Annotated in this window: 14 protein-coding genes; 10 read left to right on the top strand and 4 right to left on the bottom strand. The window is 72.5% G+C overall.

Annotated features, from left to right (window positions below; all coding sequences use genetic code 11):
- The first annotated feature begins 32 nt into the window (after positions 1–32).
- From TU30_RS29805 to TU30_RS29775, 7 genes are all read left to right on the top strand, one after another.
- Entirely contained in the window at positions 33–800 is a 768-nt protein-coding gene (locus tag TU30_RS29805) for a thioesterase II family protein (protein WP_026281427.1), read from the top strand.
- Positions 801–1136: 336 nt separating this feature from the next.
- A complete protein-coding gene (locus tag TU30_RS29800; protein ID WP_042176005.1) occupies positions 1137–2345 on the top strand; it encodes a cytochrome P450 in 1209 nt (402 codons plus the stop codon).
- A 53-nt stretch (positions 2346–2398) separates the two neighbouring features.
- The gene (locus tag TU30_RS29795; RefSeq protein ID WP_042176003.1) at positions 2399–3868 is read left to right on the top strand and encodes an MFS transporter; all 1470 of its coding nucleotides are present in this window, start codon (positions 2399–2401) and stop codon (positions 3866–3868) included.
- 30 nt (positions 3869–3898) lie between these two features.
- Positions 3899–4729: an alpha/beta fold hydrolase gene (locus TU30_RS29790; protein ID WP_042176001.1), complete on the top strand. Its 831-nt coding sequence runs from the start codon at positions 3899–3901 to the stop codon at positions 4727–4729.
- Between the two features lie 404 nt (positions 4730–5133).
- Positions 5134–6099, top strand: coding sequence for a diacylglycerol kinase family protein (locus TU30_RS38090; protein WP_042175998.1), 966 nt, complete (start codon positions 5134–5136; stop codon positions 6097–6099).
- A gap of 82 nt (positions 6100–6181) precedes the next feature.
- A complete protein-coding gene (locus tag TU30_RS29780; RefSeq protein WP_042175996.1) occupies positions 6182–6550 on the top strand; it encodes a nuclear transport factor 2 family protein in 369 nt (122 codons plus the stop codon).
- 127 nt (positions 6551–6677) lie between these two features.
- Positions 6678–8231, top strand: a complete 1554-nt coding sequence (locus TU30_RS29775) for an MmgE/PrpD family protein (RefSeq protein ID WP_199816918.1) — start codon at positions 6678–6680, stop codon at positions 8229–8231.
- 86 nt (positions 8232–8317) lie between these two features.
- On the opposite strand, the gene TU30_RS29770 is transcribed toward TU30_RS29775, so the two are convergent.
- Complete coding sequence (locus tag TU30_RS29770) at positions 8318–8977, bottom strand: ScbR family autoregulator-binding transcription factor (protein ID WP_234308032.1); 660 nt, start codon at positions 8975–8977, stop codon at positions 8318–8320.
- A 333-nt stretch (positions 8978–9310) separates the two neighbouring features.
- Between TU30_RS29770 and TU30_RS29765 the strand changes: the two genes are divergently transcribed.
- Positions 9311–10276 carry a ScbA/BarX family gamma-butyrolactone biosynthesis protein gene (locus tag TU30_RS29765; protein ID WP_052479966.1) on the top strand — a complete coding sequence of 322 codons (966 nt, stop codon included), beginning with the start codon at positions 9311–9313 and terminating at the stop codon, positions 10274–10276.
- Positions 10277–10315: 39 nt separating this feature from the next.
- Here the strand turns inward: TU30_RS29765 and TU30_RS33125 are convergent, their stop codons facing one another.
- The gene (locus TU30_RS33125) at positions 10316–10909 is read right to left on the bottom strand and encodes a TetR/AcrR family transcriptional regulator (protein WP_234308031.1); all 594 of its coding nucleotides are present in this window, start codon (positions 10907–10909) and stop codon (positions 10316–10318) included.
- A 98-nt stretch (positions 10910–11007) separates the two neighbouring features.
- Between TU30_RS33125 and TU30_RS29755 the strand changes: the two genes are divergently transcribed.
- Positions 11008–12255, top strand: a complete 1248-nt coding sequence (locus TU30_RS29755) for an acyl-CoA dehydrogenase family protein (RefSeq protein WP_234308030.1) — start codon at positions 11008–11010, stop codon at positions 12253–12255.
- Positions 12245–13000: an HAD family phosphatase gene (locus TU30_RS29750; protein ID WP_234308029.1), complete on the top strand. Its 756-nt coding sequence runs from the start codon at positions 12245–12247 to the stop codon at positions 12998–13000. Before TU30_RS29755 ends, TU30_RS29750 begins: the two co-directional genes overlap by 11 nt.
- A 987-nt stretch (positions 13001–13987) precedes the next feature.
- On the opposite strand, the gene TU30_RS29740 is transcribed toward TU30_RS29750, so the two are convergent.
- Positions 13988–14971, bottom strand: coding sequence for a hypothetical protein (locus tag TU30_RS29740; RefSeq protein ID WP_158719392.1), 984 nt, complete (start codon positions 14969–14971; stop codon positions 13988–13990).
- A gap of 190 nt (positions 14972–15161) precedes the next feature.
- A partial coding sequence (locus tag TU30_RS29735; protein ID WP_042175990.1) for an IS1380 family transposase occupies positions 15162–15669 on the bottom strand: 508 nt, incomplete at its 5' end.

Raw genomic sequence — 15669 nt, 5'->3', positions numbered from 1 at the left:
CCACCGACGCCACCGGCGCCGCCGGCAGCCGGATGTCCCGCGCGGGCCAGTGGTTCCACCCGGTGGAGCCCTCGCCCGACGCCTCGATCCGGTTGTTCCTGCTCCCGCACGCGGGCAGCGGCGCCATCATCTACCGGGACTGGGAGAGCCTGCTGCCGCCCGACATCGCCCCGCAGGCGGTGACCCTGCCGGGCCGTCACAACCGCCGGGAGGAGCCGACGCACGAGGCGTTCTGGCCACTGCTCGAAGCGCTGCACGAGGCCGTGCTCGACGACCTGGACGACCGGCCGTTCGCGTTCTTCGGGCACTGCCTCGGCGCCCAGCTGGCGTTCCGGCTGGCCATCCGCATGGAGGAGGAGGGCGGCCCGGCACCCGTCATGGTCGGCATGTCCGGCTGGTCGCCCGAGGGCTTTTTCCAGCCCACCGAGGAGCAGAGCCGGATGCCCGAGTCCGAACTCGTCGAGTGGATCAAGAAGCTGGGTTCCTTCCCGGCCGAGATCTACGACAACCCCGAGATGCTCGCCCTCGTGGTCCCCGCGCTCCGCGCCGACCTCAGGGTCGCCGCCCAGTACGTCGACGACGGCGCCGGGGTCGCCTGCCCGCTCGCCTCCTACGGCGGGCGCTCCGACCCCCTGCAGGAGGAGCCGGACGCCATGACCCACTGGGCCGGACGCACCCCTGCCTACCTCGGCCACAACGAGTACTCCGGCGGCCACTTCTACATCGACACCCACGCCCAAGCCGTCACCGCCCACTTCGCGCACCGCCTGCAGCGGATCGCCGCCCACCACGCGCGCTAGCGCCGCCGCGACCGGAGAGGTCGACCTGCCGGCCTTCCCGGCCACAGCACCGGCGCGGCACCGGGAAGGCGCCCCGCTCCGGCGCCTTCCCGGTCTGCACCCCCCCGGGCACCGCCCCCCCCACACGAGTGCCGCGGGTTCCACAGCCCGACCGGCACCCGTGTCAGCGCCGTGTCAGCGGACTGCGCGACAGTGGCGCACGACCGTCGGCGGCTCTGGACGGGACATCACCCATGTCCCCTCCGCCCCGACGGCGTCAGCGCGTCCGAGTCCGACCACGGAAGAGAGCCGGTGCCCGGGATCCACCTGCCTGCCCCCTCACCCCAGGAGGCCAACATGTCGCTCGCGGACCACACCGATGTCCTGGACTGGCCCTTCGCCCGCACCGAGGACGGAGAGCCGTCGCCCATTCTGGCGGAACTGCGCAACGCGCCCCCCTGCGTGGTGCGCCTCCCGGCGGGAGCCGCCGAGTCCCGCCTGGCCTGGCTGGTGACCCGGTACGCCGACGTACGGCAGGCGCTGGGCGATCCCCGCCTCAGCGCCGACGAACGGCTGCCCGGCGCACCGGTGCGCATCCAGGTCCCGCCCGGTGGTAACCCGAGTTCCTTCCTGCGCCTGGACGACCCCGAGCACGCCCGGCTCCGCTCCATGATCCAGACCGAGTTCACCGCGCGCCGGGTGAAGCGGCTGCGCGAACCGGTCCAGCGGCTGGTGGACGAGCTGCTGGACGAACTGGAGGCACTGCCCCGGCCGGCCGACCTGCACGCGGTGTTCTCCCGCGCGCTGCCGACCCTCGTCATCGCGCGGCTGCTGGGCGTTCCGGAGCAGGACTCCGCGTTCTTCATCGAGAAGACCCGCGTCACCATCTCCCAGGAGGACCCGGCGGTCTCCCTGGCCGCCTACGAGGAGATGTCCGAGTACCTGGCGAAACTGGCGCTGCGCAAGCTGGAGAGCCCTGGCGACGACCTGATCAGCCGCCTCGTCGTCAACCACCACGCGAAGGGCGCCATCACCCTGGACGAGCTGGTCGGCATCGCCCGGCTGGTCCTGGTGGCCGGACACGAGACCACCACCAACCAGATCGCCCTGAACATCCTGGCGCTGCTGCGCGACGACGACCTGCGGGCGCGGGTGGCCGCCGACGACGGCGCGCTCATACCGAACTTCATCGAGGAGTCGATGCGCTACTGGTCGATCTCGCAGGACGCGATGGTCCGGCTGGCGGTGGAGGACCTCGAACTCGGCGGTGTGGCCGTCTCCAAGGGGGACGCCGTCGTCATCTCCGTGCCCGCCGGCAACCACGACGAGTCGGTCTTCGCCTGCCCGCACCGGATCGACCCGCACCGCGACACCAGCGGTCACCTGCAGTGGGGTTTCGGCCCGCACTACTGCCAGGGGGCCCCGCTGGCGCGGCTGGAGATGGAGCTGTCGCTGCGCTCCCTGCTGCGGCGCTTCCCGAACCTGCGGCTGGCGGCCGACCCGCGCACGGTCTTCCGCCGCGGCACCGTCTTCCACGGGGTGACACACCTTCCCGTGACCTGGTGACCGGCCACAGTACCGGCACCACCCACCCGAAATGATCGAGAAACGGAGTCGTCATGACTTCTGAGACAAGCACGGAAGCCGTCGTCGAGGGGCGTGCGCCGACGCGCCCCGGCGCACCGGCCGCCGCCCCCTCGGCCGGTGCCCTCCTGGTGGTGCTCGTGGGCACCTTCATCACGGTGCTGGACTTCTTCATCGCCAACGTGGCCGTCCCCGCCATCAAGGCCGACCTGGGCGCCAGCGCCGCCCAGGCCCAGATGTTCGTCGTGGGCTACGGCGTTGCCTTCACCGCGGGACTGATCACCTGCGGCAGGCTCGGCGACCTCTTCGGCCGCCGGCGGATGTTCACGCTCGGCATGGTGCTGTTCATGCTGGCTTCGGCCGCGTGCAGCCTGGCACCCACGGCGACCGTCCTGGTCGTCGCCCGCATCGCCCAGGGCGCCGCCGCCGCGCTGATGGTGCCGCAGGTGCTCGGCATCATCGGCACGGTGTACACCGGCGCCGCCCGCGACCGCGCCTTCAACGCCTACGGCCTGGTCATCGGACTCGCCGGCGTCTTCGGCCAGTTCATCGGCGGTGCCCTGATCACGGTCGACATCGCGGGACTGAGCTGGCGGACCATCTTCCTGATCAACGTCCCGCTGTGCCTGGTCTCCCTGGCCTTCGTCGGCCGCACGATCCCCGAGTCGCGCGGCGAGGGCGGCACCCGGCTGGACCTCGTGGGCGCCCTGCTGGTCACGGCGTCCCTGGGCATCGTCGTCTTCGCGCTGCTGGAGGGCCAGGAGAGCGGCTGGCCGCTGTGGGTGTGGGAGTCGCTGGCCGGTGCGGCCGTCCTGCTGGCGGTGACCGTCTGGCACCTGCGCCGGCGGGCGGCGGCCGACCGGGGCCCGCTGATCGAACCCGCCCTGTTCAAGGGCCGGCTGTTCTCGGTGGGGCTGACCGCGACGGTGGTCTACTTCCTCGCGATGGGCTCCTTCTTCTTCGTGCTGGCCCTCTACCTGCAACTGGGCCGGGGCCTGTCGCCCCTGGAGTCCGGGTCCGTCTTCCTGGCCCTGGGCGCGGGCTACTTCGGCGCCTCGGTGGTGTCGTCGCGCAAGGCCGCCTCGGTCACCGCCCGCAGGGTGGCCGTCGGCCCGCTGACCCTCGCGATCGGCTACGCGGCGGTCGCCCTGACCGCCGACCGCCTCGACACGACGGGACACGTGCTGTGGCTGCTGCCCGCCCTCCTCGTCGCCGGACTCGGCATGGGCCTGACGACCGGCCCGCTGACCAACCTGGTGCTGGGCGCGGCCGTGCCCGAGCACGCGGCCTCCGCGTCCGGACTGCTGAACACCGCCCAGGAGGGCGGCGCGGCCGTCGGCGTGGCGATCGCCGGCGCGGTCTTCTTCCCCGCCCTGGCCGACGCCGGCGGCTCGGCGGGCGCCTACCCGCACGCGTTCGCCGTCACGCTCGTCCCGCTCATCGTCCTGGGACTCCTGGCCTCCGCCCTGGTTTTGGCGGCGCCGGGCCGCACCGCACGGAGCTGAGGGCCCCCACCACCAAGGAAGGCAGGCGTCATGCCGTACGTCACCACTCGGGACGGGACCCGGCTCCACTGCACCGACTGGGGCGAAGGACGTCCCGTGGTGCTGCTCAGCGCCGCCATGGCGGACTCGCGGATGTGGGAGTTCCAGGCGCCGTTCCTGGCCGGTCAGGGGCTGCGCTGCGTCACCTACGACCGGCGCGGCACGGGGCGCTCGGACGTCCCCTGGAGCGGTTACGACTACGACACCCTCGCTTCGGACCTCGCCGACCTGCTCGACCACCTCGACCTGCGGGGCGTCCTGCTGGTCGGCTACGCGGCGGGCGGCGGCGAGGCCGTGCGCTACCTGTCCCGGTACGGCGCCGCGCGGGTGGGGAAGCTGGCGCTGGTCGCCTCGACCACGCCGTTCCTGATGCGCGCCCCGGACAACCCGGACGGCCTGGAGATGGCGCTGTTCGAGGAGATAGAGACGGCCATCCGGACCGACCGGGCCGCCTGGCTGAGATCACTGACCCGGCCGTTCTTCGCCGGCCCCGAGGCGGATCCGGCGAGCACGCCGCTCTCGCCCCGACTGGCCGAGTGGCTGACGGACCTGGCCATGGACACCTCGCCGCGGGCCGCCACGGAGATCTACCGCACGCTGTTCACCACCGACCAGCGAGCGGAGACGGCGGCCGTCCGGGTGCCCACCCTGGTCGTCCACGGCACCGCCGACCTCGGGGCGCCGTATCCGCTGTGCGGTCCCCGCACCGCGGAGCTCGTGCCCGGCAGCACCCTGCTGACCTACGAGGGCGCCGCCCACGGCCTGTTCGCCACCCACGCCGACCGTCTGAACGCGGACCTGCTGACCTTCGCCGAGCAGTGACCGCGAGGGCGGCGCCTCCCGTGTGGCCGCCGCCCGGCCCGCGCCCTGCCCTCCCTCGCTCCCACTCCCGAGCCACGTCGCACACGTGTCTCACACGCCCACGGACCGGGGCGCTGGGGAGCGGCTCCGGGCGCGGCTCCGGGAGCCGCGCCGGGGGCGCCCGCGGCGCCCGGCCCGGCGTACCGCGGGTGTCCGCGGCGGGCCGGGTGTGCCCTCGGCCCCGTGTTCCAGTGCCCGGCGTGTCCCCGTCCTGCCTCCCCCGTGCCCGTGCGCTTCGTCGGCGTCAGCCGCACGTCAGCGCCGTGACAGCGGTCGGCGGCAGAGTCGACGCCGTGGGGCCGGAGCCGCAGGCGCGGCCCCGGCCCCGGACCCGCCGGCACCGTCCGACGAAGGAGTACGCCCGCATGGCAGATGCAGCAGCCCCGGTCCCGACCCGGGCACTGGTCCTGGCCAACCCGGCCTCCGGCAGCCACAGCCCGGAACTGGTGGAACAGGTGCGCCAGTTGTGCGACTCGTACCTGGAACGCACCGAGGTGTACCCGACCGCCGGACCGGGTGACGCCACCGTGGCGGTGCGGAGGGCCCTCGAACGGCACACCGGCGCCCCCGACCTGGTCGTCGTCATCGGCGGCGACGGCACCGTCCGGGAGGCCGTCCAGGGCCTGGTGCCCGCCTCCGGGCGCACCACGCTCGCGGTGGTGCCCGGCGGCACCGGCAACTCCGGCTACAAGATGCTGTGGGGCGACCGCCCCTGGACGGAGTCCCTCAAGGCGATCCTCACCGACTCCGGCATCGGCGGCAGCGCCCGCCCTCGCCGCCTGGACCTGGCCCGTCTCGCCGAGACCCGTCAGTACGTCTACCTGGGTGCCTGCTCCGGTGTGATCGCCGACGCGCTGATCACCGCCCGCGACCTGCCGCTGACCGGCCGCGAGCGGTACGCTCGCGCCTTCGCCGACACCGCCGCGGGCTACGCGCCGTACCCGGGCCGGGTCACCGTCGACGGGCGGGTCGTGCACGAGGGCCCGACCGTCCTCGCGAACGTCGGCGGCGGCCCCTACCGCGGCGGCCGGTTCAACGTCCTGCCCGACTCGCTGCTCGACGACGGCCTGCTCGACGTCTGCGTCATCGGCGATGGGATCGCCGCGGCCGACGTGCCGCGGCTGACTCTGACCGCCGCCCACATCGGCCACCCCGCCACGTGGTACGCGCGCGGCCGGACCATCACCGTGGAGCGCACCGACGGCCGCCGGCTACCGCTGGAGCACGACGGCGAGTACCAGCACGGCATCGGCTCCACGGCCACCTTCGAGGTCCTCCCCGGCGCCCTCCCCGTGTGGGCTCCGGCCCCGGACCGCCCCGAGACCCCCTGAGACATCCAGAACCCCCGTCGTACCGCACGCCTGGCGACGGCACGTCGGGTCAGCCGCACCAACGGAAACGAGGAGAACACACATGAGCGACCTGACCACCACCGTCGACCGCTACCTGGCCATCTGGAACGAGGCGGACGCCGACAAGCGCGCGGCGGCCATCGCCGAGCTGTTCACCGCCGACGCCCCGTACATCGACCCGCTCGCCGCCGTCGAGGGCCACGAGGGCTTCGGCGCGGTGGTGGCGGGCGCCCGCGAGCAGTTCAAGGGCCTGACCTTCGAACTGCACGGCACGGTCGACGCCCACCACAACCAGGCCCGGTTCCAGTGGGGCCTGGTCACCGAGCCCGGCGCCGAGCCCATCGCGATCGGTTTCGACGTCCTGGTCGCCGACGAGGCGGGCCGCGTCAAGGCCGTCTACGGCTTCCTGGACAAGGTGCCGGCCGCCTGAGCCCCTCCCCGCGGCGGCGGGAGCACCGTCGGCCGGTGCTCCCGCCGCCGCTCCCACCCGCCCGGAGTGACCAGCCGCCGACCACGGCCGCCCCGGCCGGCGTACGGCGAGAGAGGTGCCTCGCGCCATGACGGCAGTACTCGGTGAGAGCGTGGCCAGGGCGCTGTGCGACGACTGGGGGAGCACGGCGCCCAGGCGCCCTCGCCGACCCACCGACACCCCGCTGCGTGAACTGTCCCAGTGGGCGGCGACGCTGCGCCCCGAGCACATCCCGTGCCGGGTGCTGAAGCTCGCCGCCGGTCAGGTGCTCTCGCAGGCCGCATCCATCAGGGCCGGGCTCCAGCACCCGCTGGGACGGCGGCTGGTGGCGGCCTTCGGCCACCCGATGCAGCGCGACCCGCGCACCGCCGCGGGCGTCTTCGCCGCCCTCGGGTCCTGGCTCAACCTCGACGACACCGCCTACGCCGGACACCTGTCGAACTCCACCGTCGCGGTACCGCTCGCCTTCGCCTACACCCGCCGGCTCGACGGGCTCTCCCTGCTGACCGCCGTCGTCGCGGCCAACGAGTGCGCTGCCCGCATCACCGCCTCGGCCACCCTCGGCCCGCTGCGCGGCCAGAGCGCCGTGCACACGCACCTGGCGGGCGCGGTGGCCGGCCGGCTGCACTGCGACCGGGCCCCGGCCGCGCTCTTCGAGAACGCCTTCGGACTGGCCTTCGCCATGCCCAACTGGCCCCTGATGCGCGCCTTCCTGGCCAGCGACGCCCGTCTGTTCAACACCTTCACCCCGGTGCGCACCGCCATGGACGCCTGCGACGCGGCGTACGCGGGGCTGCGCGGCGCTCCCGACATCGTCGAGCACGAGGACGGCTTCCTCGCCCGGTTCGCCACCGTGCCGCTGCCGCAGGCGGTGGCCAAGGGACTGGGCCGGCGCTGGCACACCGACACGCTTTCCTTCAAAATGCACCCAGGCGGGCCGGGCATCGACGCGGCTGTGGACTGCGCCGCCGAGATCCACCGGGAACTGGGCGGCCTGCGGCCCGAGGACGTGGCCGAGGTGGTCGTCGAGGCGTCCCTGTACACCCTCTTCGCCGGTGAGCGCGCAGCCCGCTACGTCAACGGTCCGGGATCCCCGCTCGGCGCCCTGGTCCTCGACGTGCCCTACCCCGTCGCGACCACCCTGCTCACCGGCGAGTTCACCGTGGACGACTTCTCCTCCCCGCACCTGGACGACCCGGCCCGCTGGGCGCTGGCCCGGCGGGTGCGCCTGGAGCACGACACCGAGATGACGCGCGAACTGTTCCTGTCCGACGCTCCGTTCGGCGAGGCGGTACGGGAGGCGGGGGAGCGTGCCGTGCCGTGGCTGCGCGGCTTCGGCGGGGACGAGCTGGTCGACCTGCTGGGCCCGCTGAGCGCCGACGACCGGGACTTCTCCCGCGCCGCGAAGGCCACCGGTGCCCGGGTCACCGTCCGGCTGACCGACGGCCGTACGGTGTCGCGGACCCGGCTGATTCCGGTCGGTGCGGCCGGCCCGGAGACCCGCGTCCGGCACGCGGACCTGGTGCGGGAGAAGTTCCTGTCGGTCGGCGGTCCGCACGAGGTGTCCGACAGCGTGGACCGGCTGCACCGCATGCGTCCGGGCGCCCTGCGTCGCTGGATAGAGGCCGCCTTCCTGGACTGAACCGTCCGGCCCGCCGCCGGACGGCGTGACGTTGTGGCGACCGGAGCGGTTCACCGGTTCGGGCCACACCTTCCCGGCCCACGGTCCTACCGCACCGGCACCGACAGCAGGGCGAAGGCGTCGAGGATCTCCTCGACCCGCTCTACGATGTCGGCCCGGTCGTTCTGCACCCAGGAGATGTGCTGGGCGCCGAACAGGGCGGAGACCAGGACCCTGGCCAGGGCCTCGGGCACCGCGCTGTCCGGCAGCCGGCCCGCGGCCCGGCACTCCTGGAGGAGTTCGACGATCAGTGACGTGAAACCGACGTACGGGACCGGCATCTCCGCCTTGATGTAGGGACGTTCGATCTGCAGGCGTGCCCCCGCCTTGACGTAGACGTCGTCGCGGAACCCGCCCGCGGTGCGCAGCAGCACGTCCACCACCGTCGAGGGCGAGGAGTGGTCGCCATCGAGCGCGGGTGAGACGATTTCGTTGAGCCTGCGGTAGAACTCCTCCGTCACGGCGACCGCGAGGGCCTCCTTGTTGGAGAAGTGGAAGTACACCGCGCCCTTGGTCATCTCCGCGCGGTCGGCGATGTCCTTGATGGTGACGTTCGGGTAGCCGTGCCGGGCGAAGACCTCCGCGGCCGCGTCGAGGATGGTGCGCCGGGTGCGGATGGCGCGCTCCTGCTTGAGGTGCGAGGTGTCGTCGACCGAGGTGCCGCCGGAGATGTGCGAGGTCTGTGCCGCGTCGCTGTGTTCGTTCATGACGTCCATTCGTGCCGTGCCGGGTGCTGCTTTCGGTGGCTGGTTCGTGGGGGGACTGGGCCGGGGCGTGTGCGGACGCTTCGCGGGTTTCGCCCCTCTGACCAGCAGGGATGACCGAGCATCCGCCGTGCTCCGCCTGAGGCTTGCAAAATACCTTCCCAAAGGTATATTAATTGCGTGCCGAAGGGCGCCGCACGTCTGTTCGTTCGCATGGTCCTGGTTCTCCAGTACGGGGGAGGCGAATCCCAGATGTCAGTCATGCCCGATCATCCCAGCATCCCTCAGGCGTCAGCAATGGCCCACGCCTGTGATTCGTTGAGCTTTGCACGTCCCGTGACGCGTGAGCTGGTGCACCGCAGCTCCGTCGCGGAGGTGTTCGTCACCGACGGCGCCCGTGTCGGTGACCGCGAGTTCGTCGTCGCCGCCCAGTGGCCGCGCGACCACGCGCTCTACCACCCGGACGAGAACGGTCTGAGCGATCCCCTGCTGTTCGCGGAGACCCTGCGTCAGGGGATGGTCTACGTCGCCCACCGGCACTGCGGTGTGCCGCTCGGCCGGCGCTTCGTCGGCCGTGACATCGACTTCGAGATCACCGATCCCGTCACCCTGCGGGTCGAGGGCGTACCGCTCTCGGTGTTCCTGGTGGGTGAGTGGACCTGGGACGGCGACGACGCGCGGGGCAGGAGCGGGGCCCGGATGGACTTCCGGCTCGTCGTCGGCGGCCGTGCGTGCGGCCGGGGCACCATCAGCATGCTGATGGTGGACGAACGGCGCTACCGCCTGCTGCGCCGGCTCGGCGGCGGTGCCGCGGACGCGTCGGCCACCGTACCGGCGCGGACGGCCGCTTCCGGGGCGCCGCGAACGCCCCCGCACCGGGTGGGGCGGCTGCGCTGGCGGGACTGCGTGCTGGAAGAGTCCGCGAGGCCCGACGAGTGGCGGTTGCGCGTGGACCGCCACCACGCGGTGCTCTTCGACCACCCCACCGACCACATCCCGATGATGGTGATGCTGGAAGGCTTCCGCCAGCTCGGCCACCTCAAGGTGCACGACGCGTGCGACGGCCCGTTCGCCGACCTCTCCTTCGCGCTGGCCCGGACCGCGGTGCAGTGCCTGGCCTTCGGCGAGTTCGACCGGCCCACCCGGCTGGTGGTCGAGGAGTGCGCGTCGGGCGCCCGTCCGCAGGAAACGTTTCAGCTGTCCGTCTCGGCGGTCCAGGGTGACACCGTACTGGCCCGCGCACGGACCGTCTGGGCCTGCGTGGGCACCCGCCCGGCGGCGGCCGTCCCTGCCTCCTGGTAGCGGCGACCCACCGGCCCGGGGCCGCACGGTCGGCGGAGCTCAGGCGGGTGCGCGTGTCCCCATGACGCGCGTCAGCACGCCCCACATCGCGGCGACGCTGGGCCCGGGCCGGTCCGGGCCCGCGCAGGCGCCGGTCCACAGCGCGGTGCAGAAGGCCGCGATGATGATATCGGCCAGGGCGTCGGCCGGCGGGGCCTCGTCACCGTGCCGTCCCCGCTGCACCTCGCCCACGAGTTCGAGCGCGATGCCATGGGTGTCGCTCAGGAGAGGAGCCACCATGCCGGCCGCCCGAGCCGCCTCCACCTCCAGCCGCAGGGCCGCCTGCGCCCTGTGGTCGGTCTCGAAGAGCTGGCCGAGCCCGAGCACCAGGGCCTCCAGCCGGCTCGTGGCCGGCTCGGGTGAGGTCCTGGCCCCGTCCAGCAGCGTCCGCACGCTCCGGGACAGATGTTCCGTCAGCGCGGCGGCCAGCTTCTCCTTGCTGGAGAAGTGCCCGTACAGGGCGCCCTTGGTCAACCCGATCCGGTCGGCGATGCGCTGCAGGTTCGCGTTCACGTAGCCGTAGCGTGCGAACTCGTGCGCAGCGGCGTCGAGGACGCGATCGTGCGTCCGAAGGGCACGCGCCTGCTTGACCACGCTGATCACCTCCTTCACCCCGGCCCGGTGGTGAAGGGCCGGCCAATAAAAATTCGTTCCCGAACGAATTCTAGTCACGGAGTAAAGGAGAGCGATAGGTGAACCAGCGCCAAATCTGCACAGGCCAGGGGGCACAGGGTGGCGCGCCGCGGGCGCGCGTACAGCTGGCGGGCGCCGTGGCCTCCGCCGCTGCACACGCGTCGGCGGTGGACGCCACCGGCCGGCTGTCCGCGGAGACCGTCGCGCTGCTGACCCGCGCCGGCTTTGCCCGTCACTTCGTGCCCGGGGTCTGGCACGGTACCGAGGGAACCTTCAGCGACCTCCTCGCCGAGGTGGCGGCCGTCGGCGAGGGGTGCGCGTCCGCCGCGTGGTGCGCCGCCCTGTGGGCGACCCACGGCAGATACGCCGCCCACCTGCCCCTCGAAGGGCAGTTCGACCTGTGGGGCCGATCGCCCGATGTGCGGATCGCCGCCGGACTGCGGCCCTCCGGCTCGGCCGCCCGCTGCTCCGGAGGCTGGCTGCTCAGTGGCGCCTGGGAGTGCGTCAGCGGGATCGCGGACGCAGACTGGCTGCTGCTGGCGGCCCCGGAACCGGACGAACCGCGGTTACCCGGTGCCCGGTGCCGGCTCTTCGCCGTCCACGCCGCCGAGATCCACGTACGGGAGACGTGGCGCAGCACCGGAATGCGCGGCACCGGCAGCCACACCGCGGTCCTCGACGGCCCGGTGATGGTCCCCGACCACCGCACCTGCTCGCTGTCGGACGTGCTGGCGGGCTCTTCCGGGCCCGGACGGTCCTGCTGCCACACGGCCCCGGCGCACCTGGGGACGGGACTGCTGCTGTGCGCGCCCGCCCTCGGGGCGGCCCGCCACGCCCTACGGGAGTGGACCGCGTGGGCCGCGCGCAGGGGAGCCGGCCGGCCCTCGGAGCGCGCCACGCTCCAGCTGACGCTGGCGCAGTCGGCCGACGACATCGAGGCCGCCGAACTGCTGCTCGGGGACGCGGCGCTGCGGGCCGATTCGGGCACCCGCGCAGAGCGGGACGTGGCCCGCAACCGCCGGGTCGCGGCGGCCGCCGCACAGCACCTGGTCACCGCCGTCGAGCGGCTGTTCCGCGCGGCCGGAACCCACGCATGCGGCGGCCCCGGGCCGCTGGAGCGCACCTGGCGCGACGTCCACGTACTGGCCGCGCACCAGGCCGTGCGCCGGGAGACCGCGGCGGCCCTGTACGCCGACTCGGTGTTCGCCGACTTCGAAGGCCGTCCCGAGCAGGCGGCCGGGCCGACGGCCGCGCCCCGGTTCGTGGCGCACTCCGCGCCGGCGGAGGTGGGCGCCGGTGTCCACTGACATCCGCAGCGGGCGCAACCGGTCCCCGCGACCCGCGACGACGCCTCCCCGTCCCGCACCCTCCCGGCCCGCCGCGCGGGCACGCCCCGAGGGCCCCCGCCGGCTGGTGTTCTTCGACGTGGACGAGACGCTGATCGGCCGCAAGAGCGGCCCGGACTTCCTCCGCGACCACTTCGCGCGGATGCATGGCGCGGACGGAGCGCGCCGGGCCGGCGAACTGCTCGGTGCACTGGCCGGTCTGCCCCGCGCGGAGGCCAACCGCCGTTTCCACCGGGCCTTCCGGGGCTGCCCGGCCGCCGAGGCCGAGGCCGCGGCCCGCCGGTGGTACCGGGAGCACAGCCGGGCCGACGGCTTCTATCTCCCCACCACACTGGCCGCGCTGCGCCGGCACCGGGCCGAGGGCGCGTCCGTCGCCCTGGTCTCCGGCACCTTCCCGCCGCTGCTGGCCGTCATCGCCGAGGCGGTCGGGGCGCGGTACGCCCTCGGCGCGAGACTCGAACGCTGCGGGCCGCTGCTCACCGGCGAACTGATCGGCCCCCCGGCCATCGGCGCGGGCAAGCGCACCCTGGTGCGCCAGCTCCTCGCCCGCCACCCCGACATCGACCCGGCCGACTGCTGGGCCTACGGGGACCATCCCTCCGACCTGCCCATGCTGCACAGCGTGGGGCACGCGGTGATGGTCGCCCCGGACGGGACCCACACCACCGTGCCGCCGCACGCCGCCGGGACCGACGGAGGCGGGTGACCGCGGCGGACCGCCGGCTCCGGCCGGGACCGGTGCGGTTGTCGACGCGGATCACCGTGACGTGCCCGCACGACGGTCACACGGATGACTGCGCGGTCGGCGTGCACCGTCAGCACGCCGATCACGCCCACGTGCAGGGCGAGGGCTGCGGGCACGTGACGGTGCCCCACGATGACCACATGGACTACGTGCACGACAGCCACCGTCATGCGGCTGCTCACGAAGGCCACCGGGGCGGTCACTGACTACTTGGAGCACGCTCCCGGAGACTCGAGACGCACTCCGGCGTCCGGGGTGCGCCGGTCCATCCCGCGCGGCTCCTCCCGCGCGATGCGTTCGCACTGCGGGCGCCGAAGTTATGTGCCCGCAGACCGAGCCCTCGGTGGTCGCCGTGGCCTGGGGCGCGCTGAGCAGGCGGACCGCCTGTCGGTGACGCTCGTTTGACGCTATGGCTGTCCGTGCACGGGGAAAGGAGCCGAAGGGGGGCTCTGGCCGGGAGGTTTACGCTGCTTGTTCAGACCGACATCTTTCCGATGACGTCGCATGTGGAGTGCGTGGCGATTTTGGAGGCTGCTGCAAAGGGGCTCTGACCTGCGACTTTCTTGGGTTTTCCAGATGTGGTCGGTGGCGCTCGACCTGTTTCCCTCCGCACAACACATTGGGCGGGGAACCATCCCCTTCGGGCCTCTGACCTGCGGTTGCAGGAACGGACGGTGTGCCGCCGTGTCCTGCTCCCGACGCTGTATTCGAAACGATCGACGCTCAGGTGACGCTCGTGCTGAGACTTCGTCGTGGCCTGTAGCTTCGGTGAGCGGTGCTGATTCCCAGCGGCCGGTCTGAACTACGGGTCGTCTTGTGCACGTGCACAATCGGGAGTGGCCCGCCGAGCGCGCCTCCCCCGCCTGATGGATTAGCGGTGTGTGAAGGCACACCGGACGGTCGGGGGAGGTCCCTACGTATCCGCCGAATGTCGGGGATGCCAAGACGTCACAGACCTCGCGCGACGATCTCGTCCGCCTGGTTCCAGTTGCTCGTCTCCGCCTGCGTGTAGCGGACGGAGTGGCTTGTCCACTCGATGAGCCCGGTACTGAAGTCGTTCAAGGCGGAAGCGAAGGCCCGCACTCCAGGGTTATGGCCACTCGGTGGAACAAGTAGGGCGAACGCCTGCTCGTAGGTGTCCGTCAGGTCCTCGTATAGGGCCGTCGCCTCTTTGAGAGCACGGGGTGCGGGGCACCGCAGGGCAGCGGACAGGACGGCGACGATGTTCTCGCTTACGCCGCCGGCCAGTTCGCGGGGTGCCGAGAGGATGTCCTGGATGAGTACAGCTCGATACCCAGGCTCGCCTCGGCGAGCAGGTGGTCGACCCGTTGTGCGACGGTGACGCGGCGAGTGCTGAAGTAGGCGGCCAGCTCGGAGCAGCGGGTGGACAAGGTGCGCCAGAGTTCGCTGAAGCCGGGGGTCGACACCGGTGACGCCGCCGAGGTCGTACCGGGCGCTCACCTCGCTGCGGAATGTGTGCGCCATGGGTATGGCTTGTTCGGGCGGAGCGGTGTCGATCTCATGGTCACGGGCCATCAGAGCGGCTGCAAGGCGGGCGAGGTCGTACAGGGTGTCCGAGTCGCAGGACGGCCAGCACACGGCGGCCAGATAAGTATGGTCGGTGCGCCGGAAGACGGTTCGCTGCCTTTCGTCGTGGAGCAGACCCCAATACAGGAACCACTCGTCCACACGGTCGGCGAGCTCCCGGCTGTAGTGGCCGCTGCGCCGCAGAGGGTAACGGGACTGCAGGCGGGGCGTGAGAGCAGCGACGGAGTAGGCCATTCTTGGTCCACCTCCTTGGGCGGTCACCTGGTTCCGGCTCACCGGCGAGGGACTGGTCACCAGCTCGCGCACGTCCTCGGGACGTGCGAACCGGAAGCAGAAGCCGTCGAACTCCAGCGACGTACGGAGACTTGCGTTCCACCTGGGCATCCCTCTCTGGACCATCAAGATCTATTAGCCTCGATCTTTCGTGACGGGCCGCCGACGGAGTCGGTGGCCCGTTTTCGTGCCGTGAGCTGTGGATGGGCAGGGTGGTGGCCCGAGTGTCGTCTCGGGTGGGCGCCGGGTTCCACTGCTCCGGGCGGTGAGGGGCTGTCGTAGGGACGGGTGGATCTGCTGGTCAGCCGGGGTTCGGTAGGAGTGCGAGCCGTTCGAGGGCATCGGTGATCACGCCGGTCCAGGGCCAGTGCCCGGCCAGGCGGAGGATTCGCCGGCGGCCGGTGGTCACGAGCTGTCCGGCCGTGGAGAACAAGCGGAGCCGCAGGCGGCGGGGCTCCCAGAGGCGGGCGGTGCCGGTCAGCGCGAGCATGGGCATCCAGGCCAGCAGGTCGAGAGCGATCTGCACGATCTCCAGCCAGACCTCGTTCTGGGCGGTGCGGTGCAGGGGCAGGTTGCGCAGTCCGGTGGCCCGGGCGGCTCGGATGCGGTCCTCCGCGCGGGCCCGCAGCCGGTGACGGAGCTCGAGCTCGGCGATCGGCAGGCCGGTCGTGTTGGTGGCGAAACACGTCAGCCGCATGCCGTCGGCGTCGGTGATCCTCAACTGTGCCCCGGGATGCGGCCGTTCCTTGCGGACGATCAGCCGCATGCCCTTCGGCCAACCATCGAGGACGTCGCCGGTGAGTTCGGCG

Origin of the sequence: Streptomyces sp. NBRC 110035 (assembly GCF_000829695.1) — a bacterium.
GTDB lineage: Bacteria > Actinomycetota > Actinomycetes > Streptomycetales > Streptomycetaceae > Streptomyces.
The sequence above is the reverse complement of the archived record's forward strand: the minus strand, read 5'-3'. Positions and strand labels throughout refer to the sequence as shown.